Raw genomic sequence first — 23151 nt, forward strand, 5'->3', positions numbered from 1 at the left:
CTCCTGCGGGATGCACTTAACCGCGGTGATTTTTTTTACGGCCGTTTTTTGTCTTCAGAGTTGTTTATGAGCACTATTCCCTTGACGAAGCGCGGCGCAGACATGCTGCGCGATGAATTGCAGCGCCTGAAATCGGTCGAGCGTCCCTCGGTGATCAATTCGATCGCGGAAGCGCGCGCCCAGGGCGATCTGTCGGAAAACGCGGAATACGACGCTGCGAAGGAAAAGCAGGGCTTTATCGAAGGCCGGATTGCCGAAATCGAATCGAAGCTTGCGGGTGCGCAGGTGATCGATCCGTCGCAAGTGGAAGCGGACGGCCGCGTGGTGTTCGGCGCGACGCTCGAGCTTGAAGACCTCGAATCGGGTGCGTCGGTCAAGTACCAGATCGTCGGCGACGACGAAGCGGACATCGACCACGGTTTGATCTCGATCAGCTCGCCGATCGCTCGTGCGCTGATCGGCAAGTCGGAAGGCGATGTCGCATCGGTGCAGGCGCCGGGCGGCGTGCGCGAATACGAAATCATCGCGGTGAGCTACATCTGAGGATGGCGCCGATGTCCTTGATGCCGCATCGGTTTTTCCGTCTGTTGACGATGGTGTGGGTCGGTAGTCTGCTGACTATCGGCTATGCGGCGGCGCCCGTGCTGTTCACGACGCTCGACCGGTCGGCGGCAGGCGAGGTGGCGGCGCACCTGTTTCGCATTCAGGGGTTGATCGGTGTCGTCTGCGGGATTTTGCTGCTGGGTCTCGCCAATCTGCTGGTGCGGCGTGGCAGCGATGGCTATCGTCGTGTGCGCTGGTTGATCGCCGGCATGCTGGTGTGCGTGCTGGTCGGTTACTTCGCGCTGCAGCCCTTCATGAACGCGATGCGTGTGGCTGCGCTCGAAGCGGGCAGCGACGTGGGTCATTCGGTTTATGCGGCGCGCTTCGGGATGCTGCACGGCGTGTCGAGCGTGTTTTACCTGATCGAGAGCGTGCTGGGTCTGGCGCTCGTGTGGTTGCTGCCGACACGCGTCGGTGTGGCGGCTGAGCAAGAGGGCGCGGGTCGCGTCGCCGGGAAGGTGGCGGGTTGATGCTTGCAGGTGTCTGGGGCAGGCGATTGATTTGCTGCTGAGGTCTGCCTGAGGCCTTGGCCGATTCCGCGGAGTTATTGCCACCGGGGTCGGCTGGTTGTCTGAGAGTGGCTGGCGTTGTGACCAATCGTCGCAATTGCGTTGGCGCTCGGCACCGATTCAATGGCCACGGCGCGGCATTCGCATGAAAAGCGCGGTTTTTATTTGCAGGCTGCTCATGCGCGGTGCGGACACCGTCCGCACCTTGTGTTTTCCGCTTACTTCGACGACTGATGCGAGCGTTTCGCGCTGGTTTGGCGCTTTTTCGCACGCTTGATGTTGCCGCCTTGCGTGACGCGCTCGTTGCCGCGCACCAGGACTGCCTTGGTTCGCGGTTTGCGCATCGGTACGTCGGTCGGCTTCGCGACCTTGACGATGCGCGGTGCGCGGCCCTTGGCGGGGTGGGCTTCTTCGGCTGCTGCTTCGCGCGCGCTCGGAAGTGCGCCACGCTTTGCCTTCACGGCCGGTTGTGCCGATTCGGGCTTCCAGATCACCAGCAACTTGCCGATATGCTGGATCGGCGCGGCGTTCAGCGTGTCGCAGATTTCCTCGTAGATGGCGACGCGTTCCTCGCGCTCATCGCCGAATACGCGAATCTTGATCAGCTGGTGCGCGGCAAGGTGCACCTTGATTTCGGCGAGCACAGCGTCGGTCAAGCCTTCGGCGCCGACGAGCACGACCGGTTTGAGCGCATGTGCCTGGGAGCGCAACTCGGCGCGTTGGTCGGGAGAGACTTTGAGGGCTGGCATGGAAAGTGGGAGACTCGACTAAAATGGCGGCTCCTGTATTTGCGTCCGCTTGCTTAAGCGGCGGATAGCTTGATTCGACAGGGCGCGCGTCAGAACAACAGAATCGCGGATGGCCGCCAGTGTGGCGGTGGCCGCGCGAATTAACCGCGTATTATCCCCTAAAGCGCGACACGACGCAGCAATAGTTCAATTTTTAATGGCAAAAAACAAGTTCAATACCGCGTGGCTGCACGACCACATCAACGACCCCTACGTCAAAATGGCGCAGCGGGAAGGTTATCGTGCCCGCGCGGCTTACAAGCTCAAGGAAATCGACGAACAGGACAAGCTGATCCGTCCGGGGCAGGTGATCGTCGACCTCGGCTCCACGCCCGGCAGCTGGAGCCAGTATGCGCGCAACAAGCTGTCGCGTGGCACCCAGCGCAATTCGGAGCGCGAAGGCGGCATCGACGGCACGATCATTGCCCTCGACATCCTGCCGATGGAACCCGTCGCCGACGTTCACTTCATTCAGGGCGATTTCCGCGAAGACTCGGTGCTGGGTCAGCTCGAAGAATTGGTCGGCGAGCGCCAGGTGGACCTTGTAATTTCGGATATGGCGCCCAACCTGTCCGGCGTGGCGATCGCGGACGCGGCGCGGATCGAGCATTTGTGCGATCTCGCGCTCGAATTTGCGCAAAATCACCTGAAGCCGGATGGTGCCCTTTTAGTCAAATGCTTTCACGGCAGCGGTTATAGTCAGATTGTCGAAAAGTTCAAGCGCCAGTTCAAGGTGGTGGCGGCCCGCAAGCCGAAGGCGTCGCGGGATAAATCGTCAGAAACATTTATTTTGGGTAAGCATCTAAAGCGTCCTGCATAGGGGCGCAACCAGACGGTTCCGTCCCTGCCGACCCGGCGTCCGATAAGTTGGAAACCGGCGTCGAAACGGCCCGCTACCCTATTTCTGTGGTAGCGAAACGTTATGGCAGGGGTCTGCGGACTGGATTAGAATGCTTTCGTGGTGCCGCAAGGCAAATGTAGGCGCCCGTCTAAGTGAAGGAGTGGTGCTTTGAACAACAATATGTTTTCGAAGGCAGCAGTGTGGCTGGTGATCGCACTGGTGCTGTTTACGGTGTTCAAGCAGTTCGACAAGCCCCGTGTCCAGGAAGGCGTTTCCTATTCGCAGTTCATGGACGACGCGAAGAACGGCAAAGTCAAGAACGTCATTGTCCAGGGGCGGAACCTCACGGTCACTCCAGCAGACGGCCAGAAGTACCAGATTGTGTCGCCCGGCGACATCTGGATGGTCGGCGATCTGATGAAGTATGGCGTACAGGTGAGCGGCAAGGCTGACGACGAACCCAATGCACTGATGTCCGTGCTGTATTACCTCGGGCCGACGATCCTGATCATCGGTTTCTGGTTCTACATGATGCGACAGATGCAGGGGGGCGGCAAAGGCGGGGCCTTCTCGTTCGGTAAGTCGCGTGCGCGGCTGATCGACGAAAACAATAACGCGATCAATTTCACCGACGTCGCCGGTTGCGACGAAGCCAAGGAAGAAGTGTCGGAACTCGTCGACTTCCTGCGCGATCCGCAGAAGTTCCAGAAGCTTGGTGGCCGTATTCCGCGTGGCGTGCTGCTCGTCGGCCCGCCGGGAACCGGTAAGACGCTGCTTGCGCGCGCCATCGCTGGCGAGGCGAAGGTGCCGTTCTTCAGCATTTCGGGTTCGGACTTCGTTGAAATGTTCGTCGGTGTCGGCGCGGCTCGGGTGCGCGACATGTTCGAGCAGGCCAAGAAGCACGCGCCGTGCATCGTGTTCATCGACGAAATCGACGCGGTCGGTCGTCATCGCGGCGCCGGCATGGGCGGCGGTAACGACGAACGCGAGCAGACGCTGAACCAGATGCTGGTTGAAATGGACGGCTTCGAGGCGAATTCGGGCGTCATCGTGATCGCTGCGACGAACCGTTCCGACGTGCTCGACAAGGCGCTGCTGCGTCCGGGCCGTTTCGACCGTCAGGTGTATGTCGGTCTGCCGGATATCCGTGGTCGCGAACACATCATGAAGGTGCACCTGCGCAAGGTGCCGATCTCCAACGACGTCGACGCGGCGGTGATCGCGCGTGGTACGCCGGGCTTCTCGGGTGCCGATCTCGCGAACCTCGTGAACGAAGCGGCATTGTTCGCGGCACGCCGCGGCAAGCGCATCGTCGAGATGACGGACTTCGAAGACGCGAAGGACAAGATCTTCATGGGTCCGGAGCGCAAGTCGGCCGTGATTCGCGAAGAATCGAAGCGTGCTACCGCCTATCACGAATCGGGTCACGCGGTGATCGCCAAGCTGTTGCCGAAGGCCGATCCGGTGCACAAGGTCACGATCATTCCGCGCGGTCGCGCGCTGGGTGTCACGTGGCAGTTGCCCGAGCATGACAACGAAACGTACTCGAAGGACTATCTGCTCGATCGTCTGGCGATCCTGTTCGGTGGCCGTGTCGCGGAAGAGTTGTTCCTGAACCTGATCAGCACGGGTGCATCGGACGACTTCAACAAGGCGACGCAGACCGCTCGTGCGATGGTCGCGCGCTTCGGTATGACGGATGCGCTCGGACCGATGGTCTATGTCGACGACGAAAACGACGCTTCGCCGTTTGGCCGTGGTTTCACGCGGACTATTTCGGAAGCGACGCAGCAGAAGGTCGATGCGGAAATCCGCCGCGTGCTGGATGAGCAGTACAACCTCGCGCGACGTCTGCTGGACGAGAACCGCGATAAGGTCGAAGCGATGACCGCTGCGCTGATGGAGTGGGAAACGATCGACGCCGATCAGATCAACGACATCATGGCAGGTCGTCCGCCGCGTTCGCCGAAGAGCTCGCCGCCTTCGGCAAGCGACGCCTCGTCGGGCGGCAGCCCGGGTACCGAGGTCAAGCCGGGTAGCGCAACCGCGCCGGCCTGATCGGCAGCCAGTAGAAAGTGCGGGCCGGTGTGTAGCACACCGGCCCGTTTTGCATTTATCCGTTCTAAGTGAAGCACTGCTACGTGTCGAAAGCCGATTTTTCTTCCGCTCCTCTCCCAGAACCGCTGCAATGCGGTCGCTTCAAGCTGACATTCGAACGCCCGTTGGTGATGGGCATCCTGAACGTCACGCCCGATTCCTTTTCCGATGGCGGCAAATACACGTTGCGTGACGATGCGCTGCGCCAGGCCGAACGCATGGTGCGCGAAGGCGTGGACATCATCGACATCGGCGGCGAGTCGACGCGTCCCGGCGCGCCGCCCGTGCCGCTCGACGAGGAGCTCGAGCGCGTGCTGCCGCTCGTCGAGTATCTGCGCGACACGAACGTGCCGTTGTCGGTCGATACGTACAAGCCGGAAGTGATGCGTCATGCGCTAGGCGCGGGCGCTGACCTGATCAACGACATCTGGGGCTTCCGCATGCCCGGCGCGATCGACGCGGTGCGCGACAGCGACTGCGGCCTTTGTGTAATGCATATGCTCGGTGAGCCGCAGACCATGCAGCTGGGCGAGCCGCACTATGAGGACGTGGTCAGCGAAGTGCGCGCTTTCCTCGAAGAGCGCGTCGAGACGTTGCGGCAGGCGGGAATCGCGCGCGAGCGCATCAGCGTCGACCCCGGGTTCGGCTTCGGCAAGGCAGTGGTCGAGCACAACTATGCGCTGCTCGCGCATCTGCGGGATACGGCGCCGCGCGCGGCATCGCCGTATCCGATTCTCGCGGGCATGTCGCGCAAGTCGATGGTCGGCGCGGTGATCGGCCGGCCGGCGCCGGAACGTGTCGCCGGCAGCATCGCCGCGGCGGTGTGCGCGGCCGAACGGGGCGCCGCGATTCTGCGCGTACACGACGTCGCGGAAACAGTCGATGCATTGAAAGTATGGGCAACCTTGCGCGACGCGGCGAATGCCGGCCGCGCGCACGGTTGAACCCGCAGCCACATAGGGGAGATCAAACATGGCACGTCGTTACTTCGGAACGGACGGGATTCGAGGCAAGGTCGGCGAAGGGCCCATTACACCGGAGTTCGTGTTGCGGCTCGGCTACGCGGCCGGCAAGGTGCTCGCGGGCGCGGACCACTGGGCGAAGACCGGCACCCGGCCCACGGTGCTGATCGGCAAGGACACGCGCGTGTCGGGCTATATGCTCGAGGCCGCGCTCGAGTCGGGCTTTTCGGCGGCCGGCGTCGACGTGATGCTGGCCGGGCCGATGCCGACGCCGGGCATCGCCTATCTGACGCGCGCGCTGCGGCTCGCCGCGGGCGTCGTGATCAGCGCGTCGCACAATCCGTATTACGACAACGGCATCAAATTCTTTTCGGCCGACGGCAACAAGTTGCCGGACGACGTCGAAGCGCAGATCGAGGAGCAACTCGAATTGCCGCTCGCGTGTGCGGCCTCCGAGCAGCTCGGTAAGGCGCGCCGTCTCGACGATGCGGCCGGCCGCTATATCGAGTTCTGCAAGAGCACGTTCCCGGCCGCGTACGACCTGCGCGGCATGAAGCTGGTCGTCGATTGCGCGCATGGCGCCGCGTACGACGTCGCGCCGCACGTGTTCCATGAGCTCGGCGCCGAAGTGATTCCGATCGGCGTGGCGCCGAACGGCTTCAATATCAACGACGGCGTCGGCGCGACCGCGCCGGACGCGCTGGTGCGTGCGGTGCGCGCGAATCACGCGGACCTCGGTATCGCGCTCGACGGTGACGCCGACCGCCTGCAGGTCGTCGATGCGGCGGGGCGTCTCTATAACGGCGACGAACTGCTGTACGTGCTGGTCAAGGATCGGATCGCGACCGCCGGGCACGTCGAAGGCGCGGTGGGCACGCTGATGACTAACATGGCCGTCGAAGTCGCGCTGCAGAAGGCTGGCGTGAAATTCGTGCGGGCTGCGGTCGGCGACCGTTACGTGCTCGAGCAATTGCGCGAGCACGGCTGGCAGCTCGGCGCGGAAGGCTCCGGCCATATCCTGTCGCTGGATCGCCATTCGACCGGCGACGGCATTGTGTCCGCGCTGCTCGTGCTCGCGGCGATGCAGCGCAGCGGCAAGTCGTTAGAGGATTTGCTCGAAGGCGTCACACTGTTCCCGCAAAAGCTGATTAATGTGCGCATGAAGCCGGACGCGGACTGGAAGGGTAGCGAGTCGATCCGTCGCGCGATCAAGGTGGCCGAGAGCGCGCTCGACGGCCGCGGCCGCGTGCTGATCCGCGCATCGGGTACGGAGCCGGTGCTGCGCGTGATGGTCGAGGCGCAGAACGTCGCCGATGCCGTGCAGCATTCGGAAGCGATCGCGGACGCGGTGCGGGAAGCGACGGCGGCCTGAGCGACGCATTAACGCTACTAACGGGCAGCAGCCGGTACTAACAGACGGCGGGACGGCGATAATCGCATCCCGCCGTTTTGTTTTATAGGTGACGTAGCCGCGACGCGCGCAGTCACCGCCGCAGCCCGGCCCCAGTCGCAGCCCAAGCCCAAGCCCAAGCCCAAGCCCAAGCCCAAGCCCAAGCCCAAGCCCAAGCCCAAGCCCAAGCCCAAGCCCAAGCCCAAGCCCAAGCCCAAGCCCCAACACTCCCCGAGCCTCGCCAGCATTCCGAACATCCCCACACCCACCCGACCCACCCAAATCGCGTCCCCGCAACCTTGCCACCTAGCCGCATCCACACCCACCGGCTACCGCCTCACCCCCCACCTCCACCCCAGCGCAAACGTTCCCGCCCCATCGTTTTTGCCTAACCTTCCGGCAATTCAATCCGCATCACCAGAGCACCAATTTGTCCGCTCCAACACCTTTCGACGAGTAATATTACTGTCACAGTTGTTTCATGATTAGTCATGGTTTTGTCACACAGAGACCCTAAGCTTCGCGGTGTTCGAGTTACCCGCTCACATCACACGCTTACCCCCCTGGAGGTCTCATGAAATTGATGCACACCGTGTTCGCTGGCGTCGCTGGCGCGCTTTTCGCTATCGCAGCGCAAGCCGCAGACATCACTGGCGCGGGCAGCACCTTCGCAGCACCGATCTACACGAAGTGGGCTGACGCTTATCAGAAGTCCGGCGGCGGCAAGGTTAACTATCAAGGTATCGGTTCGTCGGGCGGCGTGAAGCAGATCGTCGCGAAGACCGTCGACTTCGCCGGTTCGGACGCTCCGCTGAAGGACGACGAACTCGCCAAGGAAGGCCTGTTCCAGTTCCCGACGGTGGTCGGCGGCGTGGTGCCGGCTGTCAACGTGCCGGGCGTGAAGCCGGGCGAACTGGTGCTGTCGGGTCAGGTGCTCGGCGACATCTATCTGGGCAAGATCAAGAAGTGGAATGACCCGGCGATCGTCGCGCTGAACCCGAAGGTCAAGCTGCCGGATCTGGACATCGCCGTGGTGCGCCGCGCCGACGGTTCGGGCACCAGCTTCATCTGGACGAACTATCTGTCGAAGGTCAACCCGGAATGGAAGGCTAAGGTCGGTGAAGGTTCGACGGTCAACTGGCCGACCGGCACGGGCGGCAAGGGCAACGACGGCGTCGCGGCATTCGTGCAGCGTCTGCCGGGCTCGATCGGCTACGTCGAATGGGCGTACGCGAAGCAGAACCACATGAACTACGTCGCGATGAAGAACGAAGCCGGCGCAGTGGTTCAACCGCAGACCGAAACGTTCAAGGCTGCCGCTGCTGGTGCCGACTGGTCGAAGTCGTTCTACCAGATCCTGACGAACGAGCCGGGCAAGAACGCATGGCCGATCGTCGGCGCGACGTTCGTGCTGCTGCACACGGCACAGGACAAGCCGGCGCAAGGCACGGAAACGCTGAAGTTCTTCGACTGGGCGTTCAAGAACGGCAACCAGGCTGCGAACGATCTGGACTACATCTCGCTGCCGGAATCGGTCGTGTCGGAAATCCGTACGCAGTGGAAGCAGAAGGTGAAGGACTCGGCAGGCAAGCCGATCGCCGATTAAGACGTGTAGAGCGCGTGATGCGCGACGCGGCCGCTTGATGCCGCGTTCTGTAGCACCTTGGCCGTCCCCCTGTGGGGACGGCCAATGACATTAACCCGGCACTTGCCGTCGCATCGCTGGCCGCCCGACAGGTGTCGTTCGGCAACTGGAAACAGGTCCCTCAGGCTCTCATGTCCGATATTCATCTAGCGTCCGGCACGAGCCGGGCCACTCCGCCTGGCAGCGCGTCGCAGCAGAAAGCGCCTGGCCGCTCCGGCGACGTGATCTTCGGCGGCCTCGCACGCCTTTCCGCCATCGTGACGCTGCTGCTGCTCGGCGGGATCATCGTCTCCCTGATTATTGCCTCGATGCCGTCGATTCGCGAGTTCGGTCTCGCGTTCCTGTGGACGGCAACGTGGGATCCGCCAAGCAAGCAGTTCGGCGCGCTCGTGCCGATCTACGGCACCATCGCCACGTCGATCATTGCTTTGGTCATCGCGGTGCCGGTCAGCTTCGGCATCGCCCTGTTTCTCACCGAACTCTCACCCGCATGGCTGCGCCGCCCGCTCGGCATCGCGATCGAACTGCTCGCCGCGATTCCGTCGATCGTGTACGGCATGTGGGGTCTGCTCGTGTTCGCGCCGATCTTCGCGCAGTGGTTCCAGAAGCCGCTCGCCGCGGTGCTCGGCGGCCTGCCGATCGTCGGCGCGCTGTTCGCCGGGCCGCCGATCGGTATCGGCATTCTGTGCGCGGGCGTGATTCTCGCGATCATGATCATCCCGTACATCGCGTCGGTGATGCGCGACGTGTTCGAAGTCACGCCGGTGCTGCTGAAGGAATCGGCGTACGGCATCGGCTGCACGACGTGGGAAGTGATGTGGAAGATCGTGCTGCCGTTCACCAAGACCGGCGTGATCGGCGGCGTGATGCTCGGCCTTGGCCGCGCGCTCGGCGAGACGATGGCGGTCACGTTCGTGATCGGCAACACCAACCTGCTCGACAATATTTCGCTGTTTTCGCCGGGTAACAGCATCACGTCGGCGCTCGCCAACGAGTTCGCGGAAGCGGACCCGGGCCTGCATACGTCGGCGCTGATGGAACTCGGCCTGATCCTGTTCGTGATTACTTTCATCGTGCTGGCGATTTCGAAAATCATGCTGCTGCGTCTCGAGAAAGGGGAGGGCGCGAAATGAGCCAGTCGTCCCTGAACATGCCGGGTCTGAAGGATGCGGCCACGCTCGAAACGATGCGCGTGCGTCTGCAAGGCCGTCGTCGCCTGACCAACGCGGTTGCGCTGACGCTGTCGCTCGCGGCGATGGCGTTCGGCCTGCTGTGGCTCGTGTGGATTCTCTATACGACGCTGCGTCTGGGTATCGGCGGTCTGTCGGTCGAGCTGTTCACGCAGTCGACGCCGCCGCCGAACACCGACGGCGGCGGTCTCGCCAACGCGATCGTCGGCAGTCTGATGCTGGTGGGCCTCGCGACCTTCGTCGGCACGCCGATCGGCATCATGGCGGGCGTCTATCTCGCCGAGTACGGCCAGAAGGGCTGGCTCGGGAGCCTCACGCGCTTTATCAACGACATCCTGTTGTCGGCGCCGTCGATCGTGATCGGTCTGTTCGTCTACGCGCTGGTGGTGGCGAAGATGGGTCACTTCAGCGGCTGGGCCGGCGTGCTGTCGCTCGCGCTGCTGCAGATTCCGATCGTGATCCGCACCACCGAGAACATGCTGAAGCTGGTGCCGAACGCGATGCGTGAAGCCGCGTTCGCGCTCGGCACGCCGAAGTGGAAGATGGTGCTGTCGATCACGCTGAAGGCGTCGATCGCGGGCATCGTCACCGGCGTGCTGCTCGGCGTCGCGCGGATTGCCGGCGAAACCGCGCCGCTGCTCTTTACCGCGCTGTCGAACCAGTTCTTCTCGGTCGATATGGGGCAGCCGGTCGCGAATCTGCCGGTCACGATCTACAAGTTTGCGATGAGCCCGTTCGCGCAGTGGCAATCGCTTGCGTGGGCCGGCGTGTTCCTGATCACGCTCGCGGTGCTGGGACTGAACGTCCTCGCGCGCACGATCTTCTCGAAAAAGTAAGGGCGGAGTGTAATCCGATGAATATGGCAGAAACCCAACTCAATCCGATCGGGCACGCAGCCGCGCCCGCCGGCTCCGACCCCGTGCAGAGCGGCCAGGCGCACACGCCGGCGCGTCCGAAGATCGAGGTCAAGGACCTGAACTTCTTCTACGGCAAATATCACGCGCTGAAGAACATCAATCTGCAGATTCCCGAAGGCAAGGTGACCGCGTTCATCGGCCCGTCGGGCTGCGGCAAGTCCACGCTGCTGCGCACCTTCAACAAGATGTACGCGCTCTATCCGGAGCAGCGCGCCGAAGGCGAAATCGTGATGGACGGCGAGAACCTGCTGACCACGCGTCAGGACATTTCGCTGCTGCGCGCGCGCATCGGCATGGTGTTCCAGAAGCCGACGCCGTTCCCGATGTCGATCTACGACAACATTGCGTTCGGCGTGAAGATGTTCGAGAAGCTGTCGCGCTCGGAAATGGACGATCGCGTCGAATGGGCGCTGACGAAAGCGGCGCTGTGGAACGAAGTGAAGGACAAGCTCGGCCAGAGCGGCTACGGTCTGTCCGGCGGTCAGCAGCAGCGTCTGTGTATCGCGCGCGGTATCGCGATCCGTCCTGAAGTGCTGCTGCTCGACGAACCGTGCTCGGCGCTCGACCCGATTTCGACCGGTCGCATCGAAGAGCTGATCGCCGAACTGAAGAGCGATTACACGGTGGTGATCGTCACCCACAACATGCAACAGGCGGCGCGGTGTTCGGACTACACTGCCTACATGTACCTGGGCGAGCTGATCGAATTCGGCGACACCGAAAAGATCTTCATCAAGCCGGCTCGCAAGGAAACCGAGGATTACATTACGGGTCGCTTCGGCTAATCCCGGGCAAAACAACGGAGTACGACATGTCCGATAAGCATCTGTCCAGCCAGTTCGACGCCGACCTGAATCTCGTTTCGTCGAAAGTGCTCGAAATGGGCGGCCTCGTCGAATCGCAGATCGTCAACGCGATGCAGGCGCTCAACGAATTCGACCTCAATATCGCCGAGCAGGTCATCGTGGCCGAAGACCGTTTGAACAAGATGGAAGTCGAGATCGACGAAGAATGCAGCAACATTATCGCGCGCCGTCAGCCGGCCGCGCGCGACCTGCGTCTGCTGATCGCGATCTCGAAGACCATTACCAATCTTGAGCGCGCCGGCGACGAAGCCGAGAAGATCGCCAAGCGCACCAAACGCCTGATGGAAGACGGTGCGTCGCGCACCATCAACATCGCCGAGATCAAGCTGTCCGGCGAAATGGCGGTGTCGATCCTGCGCCGCGCGCTCGACGCGTTCGCGCGCCTGGACACGGTCGCGGCCGCGCAGATCGTGCGCGACGACAAGGCGATCGACGAAGAATTCCGCGCGTTCGTGCGCAAGCTGATTTCCTATATGACCGAAGATCCGCGTTCGATTTCGGTGGGCCTCGACTTCCTGTTCATCGCCAAGGCGATCGAGCGGATCGGCGACCACGCGAAGAACATCGCGGAATTCATCATTTACATCGTGAAGGGCACCGACGTGCGGCATCAGTCGCGCGACACGCTCGAACGCGAAGCGCTCAGCTAATCCAGAGATAAGGAACAGAGGTGCCGATGCCCAGCAGCATTCTCGTCATTGAAGATGAGCCCGCCATTTCCGAACTGATTTCGGTCAATCTTCAACACGCCGGTCATTGCCCGATTCGCGCGTACAACGCCGAGCAGGCGCACAACCTGATCAGCGATGTGCTGCCCGATCTGGTGCTGCTCGACTGGATGTTGCCGGGCAAGTCGGGTATTTCGTTCGCGCGCGATCTGCGCAACAACGAGCGTACCAAGCATATCCCGATCATCATGCTGACCGCGCGCGGCGATGAGCAGGACAAGGTGCTGGGCCTCGAAATCGGCGCCGACGACTACGTGACCAAGCCGTTCTCGCCGAAGGAACTGATGGCGCGCATCAAGGCGGTGCTGCGCCGCCGCGCGCCGCAGCTGACCGAAGACGTGGTCGCGATCAACGGCCTGAAGCTCGATCCGGCCACGCACCGCGTCGCCGCGCACGCGGAAGGCAGCGAGATCAAGCTCGATCTCGGCCCCACCGAATTCCGGCTGCTGCATTTCTTCATGACCCATCCGGAGCGCGTGCACAGCCGCACGCAACTGCTCGACCAGGTGTGGGGCGATCACGTGTTCGTCGAGGAGCGTACCGTCGACGTGCACATCAAGCGCCTGCGCGCGGCCCTCAAGCCGGCCGGGTGCGATGCTATGATTGAAACCGTACGCGGTAGCGGCTACCGGTTGGCGAAGAGCGCCTGATAGCCGCGGGCGGCGCATCGCGCGCCGCCGCCATCACTCCCTCCTGCGCTGTATTTTCTCTTCGATCGCTAGACCATGAACATCATCTGGGCGCGCTCCATCGTGTCGGTCGTGCTGCTTGCTGTTCTGTGCGCGGTGGTCGGCGCACTGGTGAACGTCAAGGCCGGGCTCGCGCTCGCCATCGTCATGCTGCTCGCACAGAGCATCTTCAGTACCTTCCACAAGCAGCGCCTGTGGCGTCTGCTCGACGCGCCGGTGTACGGCGAAGTGCCGAGCGCCCCCGGTATCTGGGGCGAAATCTACTACCGTCTGCACAAGCTCGCAAAGCGCTGGCACGCCCAGGTGCGCCAGGTCGAGCAGCAGCATTCGCGTTTCATCCAGGCGATCCAGGCATCGCCGAACGGCGTCGCGATGCTCGACGATCACGATCAGATCGAGTGGTGCAACGCGATTTCCGAAAGCCACTTCGGGCTCGACGCGAAGCGCGATCTGCGTCAGCACATCACGCATCTGGTGCGTCATCCCGACTTCGTGCGTTACCTCAATTCTCATCGTTACGAGGAAATGCTGATCATGCGCGGCATGGGCGACAAGCGCCAGAACGTGCTGTCTGTGCAGGTGTTTCCGTATGGCGATAATCGCAAGCTGGTGCTGTCGCAGGACATCACCGAGCTCGAGCGGACCGATGCGATGCGGCGCGACTTCGTCGCGAACGTCTCGCATGAACTGAAAACGCCGCTTACCGTGCTGTCCGGTTTTCTCGAGACGATGCGCGAGTTGCCGCTGGGCGAAACCGAGCGCGCGCGCTATCTGGAGCTGATGGAGCAGCAGGCTTCGCGCATGCGCCATATCGTTAGCGACCTGCTGGTGCTCGCGAAGCTCGAAGGCGACAATAAACCGCCGAGCGATCAGATGATCGACATGCGCGCGGTGCTGCGCCATCTGCGCGACGACGCACAGAGTCTGTCCAGCGACCATCACCGCATCGTCTTCGATGCCGACGAAGGGTTGACCGTCACCGGTGTCGAAACCGAAATCCTCAGTGCGTTCGGCAATCTGGTGACGAACGCGATCCGCTATACGCCGGACGGCGGCGCGATCAAGGTGGGCTGGCACGCACAGGGCGGCCACGCGGTATTCTCGGTGACGGACAGCGGCCTCGGCATTCCGGCCGCCGACATTCCGCGGCTCACCGAGCGTTTCTATCGCGTCGACCGCAGCCGTTCGCGCGATACGGGCGGTACCGGGCTCGGTCTGGCGATCGTCAAGCACGTGCTGCAGCGGCACGATGCGCAGCTCGACGTGAAGAGCGAGGAAGGGCGCGGCAGCACGTTCACGGTGCGCTTTCCGGTGTATCGGACCGCGCGTTGCCAGGCCGCGGCGGTCTGAGCATCGCGCCGCTCCGAACGCAGCCTCGACGCGACGCAATGAAAAAAACCTCCTGAAACAGGAGGTTTTTTTATTGGTGCGCTCGCCACGGCTACGACGGCTGTGGCGAGCGAGCCGCGAACACAGCCGTCGGCACGGCTAACGGCTAGCCACTAACAACGACTACGGGCAGAACTTCGTCAGCAGGCTCATCTGCGCATTGCGCGACGACTTGCCGGGCCGGCGGCGGCGATAGTGCCCGTCGCTTTGCATCAGCCACGCGGACTGGTTGTCGCCGAGAAACGCCGACAGACCTTCGGCGATCACGCGCCGCTTCAGACGCCGATTGTTGACCGGGAACGCGACTTCGACGCGGCGGAACAGATTGCGATCCATCCAGTCGGCGCTCGACAGATAGACCTGCTCCTGACCGCCGTCGTAGAAGTAGTAGATGCGGTGATGTTCGAGAAAGCGCCCGACGATCGAGCGCACCGTGATGTTCTCGGAGAGCCCCGGCACGCCCGGCTGCAACGAACACACGCCACGCACGATCAGATCGATCTTCACGCCGGCCTGCGAGGCCTCGTATAACTCGGCGATCACGGTCGGTTCGAGCAGCGCGTTCATCTTCGCGACGATGCGCGCCTTCCTGCCGGCGCGCGCGTTTTCGGCTTCCTTGCGGATCGCCTCGACGAGCTTCGGATGCAGCGTGAACGGCGACTGCCACAGCTCGTGCAGCTTCAGCTCGCCGCCGATGCCGGTCAGCTGCTGGAACACGTGGTGCACGTCCTCGCAGATCTTCTGATCGGCGGTCATCAGGCCGAAGTCGGTATAGAGGCGGGCGGTGCGCGGGTGATAGTTGCCGGTGCCCAGGTGCACGTAGCGCTTGAGCGTGGTCTTGCCGCCTTGCGACACGCGCCGCACGATCAGCATCATCTTCGCGTGGCACTTGTGGCCGACCACGCCGTACACGACGTGCGCGCCGACCGCTTCGAGCTGCGACGCCCAGTTGATGTTGGTTTCCTCGTCGAAGCGCGCGAGCAGCTCGACCACCACCGTGACTTCCTTGCCGTTGCGCGCGGCCTGCATCAGCGCGTCCATCAGCGGCGAGTCGGTCCCGGTGCGATAAATGGTCTGCTTGATCGCGACCACGTTCGGATCCTTGGCCGCCTGCAACAACAGTTCCAGCACCGGCTGGAAGCTCTCGTACGGATGATGCAGCAGCACGTCGCCCTGATCGATCACGTCGAACATGCTGGCGGCGTTGGCGATCTGCGGCGGCGTCGATGGAATATGCGGCACGAATTTCAGATCGGGACGGTCGACCATCTCCGGCAACTGCATCAAACGCACCAGATTGACGGGGCCGTTCGCGTAATAGCAGTCCTTGTTCGACAGACCGCTTTCGTCGAGCAGGCGCCGCACCACATGCGCGGGCGTTTCCGCCGATACTTCGAGCCGCACCGCATTGCCCAGATGCCGCGCCGGCAATTCGCCCTGCAGCGCGACGCGCAGATTGGTGATTTCGTCTTCGTCGACGAACAGTTCGCTATTGCGCGTGATGCGGAACTGGTTGCAGCTGCGCACCACCAGACTCGGAAACAGCTCGCCGACGAAGTGTTGCAACAGCGAGCTCAGCAGCACGAAGCCGTGCGGATAGCCCGACAGCTCCTGCGGCATGCGCACGAGCCGCGGCAGCGCGCGCGGCGCCTGCACGATGCCCATCATCGCCTGACGGCCGAACGCGTCCTTGCCTTCGAGTTCGACGACGAAGTTCAGGCTCTTGTTGAGCACGCGCGGAAACGGATGCGCGGGGTCGAGACCGATCGGCGTCAATACAGGCAGCAGTTCGTCGAAGAAGTAGTTGCGCGCCCACTCGGTCTGCGCGTCGCTCCATGCTTCGGTGCCGTGGAAATAGATGCCTTCCGCTTCGAGCGCGGTCAGCACGGTGTCGTGCAGCATCGTGTACTGGCGATGCACGAGTTTCTGCGCGCGCTCGACCACGAGGTCATAGACGTGCTGCAGCGACATGCCGTCGGGCGACAGCGCGCCCGGGTTGTCGCGCATCTGTTCCTGAAGCCCGGCCATGCGGACTTCGAAGAATTCGTCGAGGTTGCTGCTGGTGATGCAGATAAAGCGAAGGCGTTCGAGCAGGGGGACGGCGGGGTCGGCGGCTTGCGCCAACACGCGCTCGTTGAAACCCAGAATGCCCAGCTCGCGGTTCAAAAGGGGGTAGCGGACGGACATCGGCAGCGAGATTGGAATGTCTGGAATGGAGACGGAAAGACGCTCGGAAATTCTCACAATTAGATGACGTCCTGATGACATCGATGGTGTTTTTGAGATCTTATGCCGCAATCGTCGGCTGTCGTCAATAAGACCGACGTCTTATGCGACGATAGCCGGACTCCTACGGCCGCGAGGTGACACTGTGAAGCCCGCTACGCTTAGAATGGCGTCTTTGAACAGCGCGGCTGGCCGCGACGCGCATCACGCGCCGAAAGCGCCGGGCAGGCGCGTGACGCCCGCTGCGTCCGCCGCCACGCCAGCGGCCGCTGCAGCCGCCGCGCTCGCGCGCATGGAGTCCGCTTACCCGATGGCTACTACCCCTCAACTTCTCGCCGCGGTCGATCTCGGTTCGAACAGCTTCCGGCTGATCGTGGGCCGGGTCGAGGAAACCGACGCGGGCAGCCAGATCTATCAGGTCGACGCATTGCGCGAGCCGGTGCGGCTCGCCGCCGGCCTGTCGCGCGACAAGATGCTCGACCGCGCGTCGCAGGTGCGCGGCTGGGACGCGTTGAAGCGCTTCGGCGAACGTCTGCGCGATTTTCATCCGGATCATGTGCGCGCGGTGGCGACCAATACGCTGCGCATCGCGAAGAACGCGGGCGAATTTCTCGGCGAGGCGCAGGCCGCGCTCGGTTTTCCGATCGAGGTGATTGCGGGGCGCGAAGAGGCTCGTCTGATTTATGCAGGCGCCGCGCATTCGGTGCCGGCGAGCGCGGGCAAGCGGCTCGTCGTCGATATCGGTGGCGGTTCCACCGAATTCATCATCGGTTCGCACTACACGCCGATCAAGATGGAGAGCTTGTATATCGGCTGCGTGAGCCATAGCCGTGCGTTTTTCCCGGCCGGCAATGTCGACGAATACACAATGCGCCAGGCCGAACTGGCGGCGCGCCGCGAAATCCAGATCATTTCCTCCGAATATAAGCAGACCGGCTGGGAGCAGGCGATCGGCTCGTCGGGGACCGCGCGCGCGCTCGCCGAACTGGTCGAGGCGAACGGCTTCAACGACGCGGGCATCACGCACGGCATTTCGCGCGGCGGTCTCGAGCGTCTGAAGCGTGCGCTGATCAAGGCCGAGAACGTGAACCGGCTGAAGCTGGTGGCGCTCAAGAGCGACCGCGTGCCGGTGCTCGCTGGCGGCCTGTCGATCATGATCGCGGTGTTCGACGAACTCGGCGTCGATTACGTCGACACGACCGACGGCGCGCTGCGTCTCGGCGTGATGTACGACCTGCTGGGCCGTTCGCAGCACGAAGACATGCGCACGGTGACCGTCGAGGGCTTCATGCGCCGTTATGGCGTCGATCGCGCGCAGGCGACGCGCATCGGCGAGCTGTCGATGGGCTTCTACGACCAGTTCGTCGAACCCGACGAGGAATGCCGCGCGGAAAACCGCATGTTCATCGGCTGGGCGGCCGCGCTGCATGAGATCGGTCTATCGATCTCGCACAGTGCCTATCACAAGCATTCGGCGTATATCGCGAGCAACGCCGACATGCCGGGGTTCTCGCGTACCGATCAGGCGCGTCTTGCCGCGCTGGTGCTCGGCCATGCCGGCAAGCTCGGCAAACTGTCGCAGACGCGCGACGTCGAGTGGCCGCTGCTGTTCTGTGTGCGGCTCGCCGCGCTGCTGTGCCGTCGGCGCTCGGATGTCGGTCTGCCGGGGATCGCGGTCGCGCAGGCCAATGGCGGCTACGAGGTGCGTTTGCCGAACGCGTGGGTGGTCAATAATCCGTTGACCGACTACAGCCTGATTCAGGAAGCGGCGGAGTGGGAGAAGGTTGGGATTCCGTATCGTGTGGTTTATACGGAAGATTGACGCAAAGGGCCGATGCACTTCGGTCCTTTGCGTACGCGAATGAAAGGCGAATAAAAAAGCCCTGCATTTGCAGGGCTTTTTGTATTTCAGCGCAGGCTTTCGTCTGGCGAGTCGATAACGATCATCGGTCCGCTTCAACGCGGCAACGCATCGCCGAGGAAGTGCCGCGCGTAGCGCGCATTGATGTCCGACAGACGGAACAGCGTCAGGAAGTCGGCGGTATTGAAGTCGGGATCCCATGCCGGCGCGCCGCAAATCTTCGCGCCGAGCCGCAGATAGCCCTTCACGAGCGGCGGCGGAGCGACGGCGGCGCCGGTCTGCAGTTCATCGACCGGCAGCGGCGTATGCGGGAACGCGCGATATTCGGGCGCGGTCAGCGCGTTGTCGCGCAGCGAGCAGTAGAGGTTCGCCGCATAGTGGCCGCCGTCGACCATCGCGACGCTCGCGCAGCCGAGCATCGTTTCGTAGCCGTTGTGCTTCATGTACGCGGCGAGGCCCGCCCACAACGACATGATCACCGAGCCGCTGCGATAGTCGGGATGCACGCACGAGCGGCCGACCTCGACCATCTTCGCGCGCAGATGCGTGAGACGCGACACGTCGAATTCGCTTTCCGCATACAGACGGCCGATACGCGCGGCCTGGTGCGGCGGCAGCGCGCGGTACGTGCCGACTACCTTGAGCGTGTCGAGATCGCGCACCAGCAAATGATCGCAGTACGAATCGAATGCATCGACGTCGAGGCCGGCGGGGCCGGACAGACGTGCACCCATTTCGTCGGCGAACACCCGATAGCGCAGACGCTGCGCTTCACGCAATTCCTCGTCGCTGCGGGCCCACGAGACTTGCAGGCGATGCTGCGCGGTAACCGTTTCTTCTGCACGAGGCAGACGGCGCGATTCGAAGAGCGCGGCGAAGGGGAGGGTGGGCGTCGGCAGTTCTCGCATTGGCGGTCCTGGTCGAAAAGAGTGTGGGTATCTTTTTTCGCCAATGTAGTAACGCGGGGTGACGCTTGCATGGCAAAGCCGTGACGATTGGATGACGGCCCGTAAGCCCTCGCCGATGCAGTTGTAAAGTCGAAGGCTGAGTTTCGGCTACAGCCGCGGGTGGGTCAGGCGCGACTCAGAAGCGGCTCAGAAGCGGCTCAGAAGCGGCTCAGAAGCGGCTCAGAAGCGGCTCAGAGGGGGATTAGAGGGGGATTAGAAGCGGCTCAGATCAGATCGGGGCTGATCGCGGCACGCAGCACCGCCTGCTCTTCGCCGTCGCGCTCGCGGCTCTCGATCCACCAGATACCGGCTTTTTTCAGCGGCCAGCTTGCGCGACTGTTGCTGAGCAGTTGCGCGGCGACGTGACCGAGCGTCGGTTGATGACCGACGATCACCACGGTCTGCGCGATGCCGTCGGGCCAGCCGGCTGCTTCGAGCACGTCGTTCGCGCTCGCGTTCGGTGCCAGTTCACGCACGACGCGGTACTGGTCGCTCAGTGTCTCAGCGGTCTGGATCGTGCGCACCGCGGGGCTCGCCAGTATCAATGCGTCGTCGGGCAGACGGGCGCGCAGCCATTTGGCGGCGTTTTGCGCCTGCTTGCGGCCACGCGTGGTGAGCGCGCGGGCGAGATCGCTGGAGGCGACATCTTCGGCTTCGGCGTGACGCCAGAGGATCAGGTCCATGCGTGTCTCCTTGTTGTGGCTGACGGTTGGCGATTGGCCTATGCCGTGTTTGCGCGGTGCTTGCATGCGCGTGCTAGCGCAGGCGTTTTTTGATGCGGATTGAGCGAGCACTGTCGCATGGGGGCGTGGTGATTGGCAAGGCGAGTGCCTGGGGAGGAGGTCGGCGTTTGCTGGGACGGAAGAGTGAGTAGCAAGGCGAGAAATCACCATTTACTTCGAATAATCAGCCGATTATGTAAAGAGTTGTCAAGGTCGGATTATCCCGATTTAAAGTGTTTGACCGTGATCGATCCGATAGTTAATTTTCCGTACCCCTCCTGAAAAATCACCAAGGAGTCCAATGGAGAAACTGAAACAGGAAAACAGTGGGACGGACTGGTCGGTCCACGAAGAGTGCCTGCTTTGTCGTATTACCTATTCGATCTATTCCAACTTTCCGCCGATGCCGTCGGCACGGGCCCTGAACGTCGAAGCCAGCGAGTTCTCTCGGATTGACCGGCTGCGCTCGCTGCCAACCGGTTACGCTATGGCCGAAGCCTTGGGGTACGCATGGGCGTGCAGATGTCGCGGGCGCTCACGAACCCAGCCGCAGAACCTCGGCAATGCACAGCCGTTCGGGTACAAGCCCAGCGTATCAAGTGCTGGGGATGCGGAGGAACTGGCGGGGACAACAAACGAAAAATACGCCCGGAAAATGTATGGCTATGACAGTGCCACCTTCCGAGACATGGTCCACAGATTTAAGCGGGCGTTCACTGTCGGAGCAAAACAAGACCTTGAATTTGAAGAAAACGGGGACGTCTATTTCAATGGGGAATATCTTGACAATTTTCACGACTACGGCGACTGAGGGGCGAGTATGACAATCGAACGCCTTGCATCGGCAAGTTTCACGATAGGTGGCGATCATGTCGTGCCGGAATGGTGGACACAGTATTTTGGCGTGTCGCCGGATGTGTCAGGGACCAAGGGGGAGCCACTTCGTGACCGGACAGGGCAAGGCCGCAACTTGACGCGGTACACAGGCGTGTGGGGCATTGGAAGCGAAAAGGCTGTGCATAGTGACAGCCTGGAGCCGCATCTGCGCTATCTGATTCAACGGTTGGCGCTACCTCGGCAGGACCTGAAGGCGTGCATTGAACGCGCGGGCGCGAAAATGCGGTTTTTCTGCTATTGGGTCAATGAGTCCGGCGACCGGGTGCCCGATGTGCCCAACGATATCCGCGTCATGATGGAAGCAATGGGTGGGACGGTCGAGATTGACGAATACCGATGACGCCTGGACTGCAAGCGCTGCAAGCGCGCGCTTTGAGGCGGTGCAGGCTGCGCGTCGTGCCGTTGTATTCCGTCCGCGCAGCGCACAATGAAACCGATGATGTCGTACCGCCAGTGTTGGTCGAATTTGCCTACACAGCGCCTACATGGACCCACAAAGCAAAAACCCGCGAAGCCGTTGGCGACGCGGGTTTTTGTGCTGCTTTTCGTGGTCGGAGCGAAAGGATTCGAACCTTCGACCCTCTGATCCCAAATCAGATGCGCTACCAGGCTGCGCTACGCTCCGACGAATCAGAGATTCTACGTGGTCTCTGATAATGCCGTCAATCCCTTGTCGGAAAAACGGGTCGGAAACGCGCACAACTAGCGGCGAGCGGCGCGCACACGGGGCGCGTCGTCGGATGCCGCATCATGCATCGGCGATGCAATCCACTCGGTCATCGAGGCTTCGCGCTGCCGCGAGTCGGCAGCGTCCCGACCTCAATGCCGCGGACGCTTCCAATGCGGCATATGCAGATGCTGATGCGTGAACCAATGATGCAGCATGCCTTCGCCATCGTGTTCGCGCCGATAGGTGCGCGATTCGAACACCGACAGCGCCACCAGCACGAGCAAACCCACTGCGAGCCCGATCAGGCCTGCGATCGATTCTGCGTTCATGACAGCCTCCTGGAACAAGCGATCATGAGCCTATAGTAGGTCAGGTCTCGCGAAATCTCACGGAGCGGTAGGCGAGGCGTGCGCGGTGGCATCGTGCGACGCGCTTTGCGGGTAGACTCTCGGCGCGTCGGCGGACCTCCGTTCGCCACCCTGTTTTTCGGAGACGACTGCAGATGACCCGTGTTCTAACCCTCGCCTTGCTGTTGTGCGCCGGCATCGCCGGCTGTGCGGACAATCCGTCTGCCCATCATAAAGGCCCGCCGCAGGATCCCGCCGACTACCACGGCGTGCCTACCGATGATCGGCCGCCATCGATGGTGCCCCCGCCCGTATCAGAGTGAAGACAGTGAAGGCGTACGCGCGATAAGCGTGTGGTGGGCATATATCGCGTGAGTCGCGTCGTGTGTCGTTCTAGGTGGTGTGCGCCGGTCGCGCATGCCGACGCGCCACGCCATCAAAGCGCTCACTGAGCGAAAGGGCTCACATAGAAAGGCGCTGGAAAAGCGGCGAGGACCGACAGCGAGAGACGCGAAGCAGAGAAGAAATGAAGCAGCGAAGAAGGGGCGCAGCGCAGAGATAAGAGGCGAAGCACCGGCGCGGGCACGCCGGCACTTCTGACCCGAGTCGACTGTTCGCGCGGAGAACTCGGGCTGAGGCCATTCTAGGGCGCGTATGCGGTGCGATATGTATGCGCTTGTTTCAAGCCGTAACCGGCTGTCGTGGCTGGCTGGAGATCGATGAAACGCAATGTGCGGTGATGGCGAGTCGATGACGCGGATGCACGGAGTCGCAATAACGAGATATCCGACACAAACGGATACGCGCGGGAGCGACGGCAACGGCAAACAGCTTACGAGCGGAAAGGGCGCACCGCGCGAGGCAGCA

At 62.4% G+C, this 23151-nt stretch carries 21 protein-coding genes and 1 tRNA gene; 16 read left to right on the forward strand and 6 right to left on the reverse strand.

Annotated elements, in window-relative coordinates:
* The first annotated feature begins 66 nt into the window (after nt 1-66).
* The gene (gene greA, locus HHL14_RS01920) at nt 67-543 is read left to right on the forward strand and encodes a transcription elongation factor GreA (RefSeq protein ID WP_169495890.1); all 477 of its coding nucleotides are present in this window, start codon (nt 67-69) and stop codon (nt 541-543) included.
* A gap of 20 nt (nt 544-563) precedes the next feature.
* Nucleotides 564-1073, forward strand: coding sequence for a DUF4149 domain-containing protein (locus tag HHL14_RS01925; RefSeq protein WP_206002185.1), 510 nt, complete (start codon nt 564-566; stop codon nt 1071-1073).
* Between the two features lie 257 nt (nt 1074-1330).
* Here the strand turns inward: HHL14_RS01925 and HHL14_RS01930 are convergent, their stop codons facing one another.
* Entirely contained in the window at nt 1331-1861 is a 531-nt protein-coding gene (locus HHL14_RS01930; protein WP_169495892.1) for a YhbY family RNA-binding protein, read from the reverse strand.
* A gap of 196 nt (nt 1862-2057) precedes the next feature.
* On the opposite strand from HHL14_RS01930, the gene HHL14_RS01935 reads away from it, so the two are divergent.
* The 11 genes from HHL14_RS01935 (at nt 2058) to phoR (ending at nt 14575) form a co-directional block, all read left to right on the forward strand.
* Nucleotides 2058-2720 carry an RlmE family RNA methyltransferase gene (locus tag HHL14_RS01935; RefSeq protein ID WP_169496283.1) on the forward strand — a complete coding sequence of 221 codons (663 nt, stop codon included), beginning with the start codon at nt 2058-2060 and terminating at the stop codon, nt 2718-2720.
* A gap of 189 nt (nt 2721-2909) precedes the next feature.
* Nucleotides 2910-4799, forward strand: coding sequence for an ATP-dependent zinc metalloprotease FtsH (gene ftsH / locus HHL14_RS01940; RefSeq protein ID WP_062127747.1), 1890 nt, complete (start codon nt 2910-2912; stop codon nt 4797-4799).
* Between the two features lie 83 nt (nt 4800-4882).
* Nucleotides 4883-5782 carry a dihydropteroate synthase gene (gene folP / locus HHL14_RS01945; RefSeq protein WP_329601597.1) on the forward strand — a complete coding sequence of 300 codons (900 nt, stop codon included), beginning with the start codon at nt 4883-4885 and terminating at the stop codon, nt 5780-5782.
* Nucleotides 5783-5810: 28 nt separating this feature from the next.
* A complete protein-coding gene (gene glmM, locus HHL14_RS01950; protein WP_169495893.1) occupies nt 5811-7172 on the forward strand; it encodes a phosphoglucosamine mutase in 1362 nt (453 codons plus the stop codon).
* A gap of 592 nt (nt 7173-7764) precedes the next feature.
* Nucleotides 7765-8796: a phosphate ABC transporter substrate-binding protein PstS gene (pstS, locus tag HHL14_RS01955; RefSeq protein WP_169495894.1), complete on the forward strand. Its 1032-nt coding sequence runs from the start codon at nt 7765-7767 to the stop codon at nt 8794-8796.
* Nucleotides 8797-8966: 170 nt separating this feature from the next.
* Nucleotides 8967-9968, forward strand: a complete 1002-nt coding sequence (gene pstC, locus HHL14_RS01960; RefSeq protein ID WP_169495895.1) for a phosphate ABC transporter permease PstC — start codon at nt 8967-8969, stop codon at nt 9966-9968.
* On the forward strand, nt 9965-10861 hold the full coding sequence (gene pstA, locus HHL14_RS01965; RefSeq protein WP_169495896.1) for a phosphate ABC transporter permease PstA: 897 nt from the start codon (nt 9965-9967) through the stop codon (nt 10859-10861). The genes pstC and pstA overlap by 4 nt, the downstream gene beginning before the upstream one ends.
* Nucleotides 10862-10878: 17 nt before the next feature.
* Nucleotides 10879-11727: a phosphate ABC transporter ATP-binding protein PstB gene (gene pstB / locus HHL14_RS01970; protein WP_169495897.1), complete on the forward strand. Its 849-nt coding sequence runs from the start codon at nt 10879-10881 to the stop codon at nt 11725-11727.
* Between the two features lie 26 nt (nt 11728-11753).
* A complete protein-coding gene (gene phoU / locus HHL14_RS01975) occupies nt 11754-12458 on the forward strand; it encodes a phosphate signaling complex protein PhoU (RefSeq protein ID WP_169495898.1) in 705 nt (234 codons plus the stop codon).
* 26 nt (nt 12459-12484) lie between these two features.
* Entirely contained in the window at nt 12485-13186 is a 702-nt protein-coding gene (phoB, locus tag HHL14_RS01980) for a phosphate regulon transcriptional regulator PhoB (RefSeq protein WP_008922879.1), read from the forward strand.
* Nucleotides 13187-13261: 75 nt separating this feature from the next.
* On the forward strand, nt 13262-14575 hold the full coding sequence (gene phoR / locus HHL14_RS01985; RefSeq protein WP_169495899.1) for a phosphate regulon sensor histidine kinase PhoR: 1314 nt from the start codon (nt 13262-13264) through the stop codon (nt 14573-14575).
* 162 nt (nt 14576-14737) lie between these two features.
* Here the strand turns inward: phoR and ppk1 are convergent, their stop codons facing one another.
* Entirely contained in the window at nt 14738-16801 is a 2064-nt protein-coding gene (gene ppk1 / locus HHL14_RS01990) for a polyphosphate kinase 1 (RefSeq protein WP_169495900.1), read from the reverse strand.
* Nucleotides 16802-17006: 205 nt separating this feature from the next.
* Here ppk1 and ppx point away from each other — a divergent pair, with 205 nt between their 5' ends.
* Nucleotides 17007-18662 (forward strand): exopolyphosphatase, encoded by a 1656-nt coding sequence (ppx, locus tag HHL14_RS01995; protein ID WP_169495901.1) that lies wholly within the window; start codon nt 17007-17009, stop codon nt 18660-18662.
* Between the two features lie 134 nt (nt 18663-18796).
* On the opposite strand, the gene HHL14_RS02000 is transcribed toward ppx, so the two are convergent.
* Nucleotides 18797-19609, reverse strand: a complete 813-nt coding sequence (locus tag HHL14_RS02000; RefSeq protein WP_169495902.1) for a GNAT family N-acetyltransferase — start codon at nt 19607-19609, stop codon at nt 18797-18799.
* A gap of 263 nt (nt 19610-19872) precedes the next feature.
* Nucleotides 19873-20331, reverse strand: coding sequence for a phosphohistidine phosphatase SixA (gene sixA / locus HHL14_RS02005; protein WP_169495903.1), 459 nt, complete (start codon nt 20329-20331; stop codon nt 19873-19875).
* A gap of 340 nt (nt 20332-20671) precedes the next feature.
* Here sixA and HHL14_RS33025 point away from each other — a divergent pair, with 340 nt between their 5' ends.
* Entirely contained in the window at nt 20672-21181 is a 510-nt protein-coding gene (locus HHL14_RS33025) for a hypothetical protein (RefSeq protein WP_230412882.1), read from the forward strand.
* Between the two features lie 9 nt (nt 21182-21190).
* Nucleotides 21191-21607: a DUF4279 domain-containing protein gene (locus HHL14_RS02015; RefSeq protein WP_169495904.1), complete on the forward strand. Its 417-nt coding sequence runs from the start codon at nt 21191-21193 to the stop codon at nt 21605-21607.
* Between the two features lie 208 nt (nt 21608-21815).
* Here the strand turns inward: HHL14_RS02015 and HHL14_RS02020 are convergent.
* Nucleotides 21816-21892, reverse strand: a tRNA-Pro gene (locus HHL14_RS02020).
* Nucleotides 21893-22086: 194 nt separating this feature from the next.
* Entirely contained in the window at nt 22087-22266 is a 180-nt protein-coding gene (locus HHL14_RS02025; RefSeq protein ID WP_169495905.1) for a hypothetical protein, read from the reverse strand.
* Nucleotides 22267-23151 lie beyond the last annotated feature (885 nt).

Origin of the sequence: Paraburkholderia antibiotica (assembly GCF_012927125.1) — a bacterium.
GTDB classification, from domain to species: domain Bacteria; phylum Pseudomonadota; class Gammaproteobacteria; order Burkholderiales; family Burkholderiaceae; genus Paraburkholderia; species Paraburkholderia antibiotica.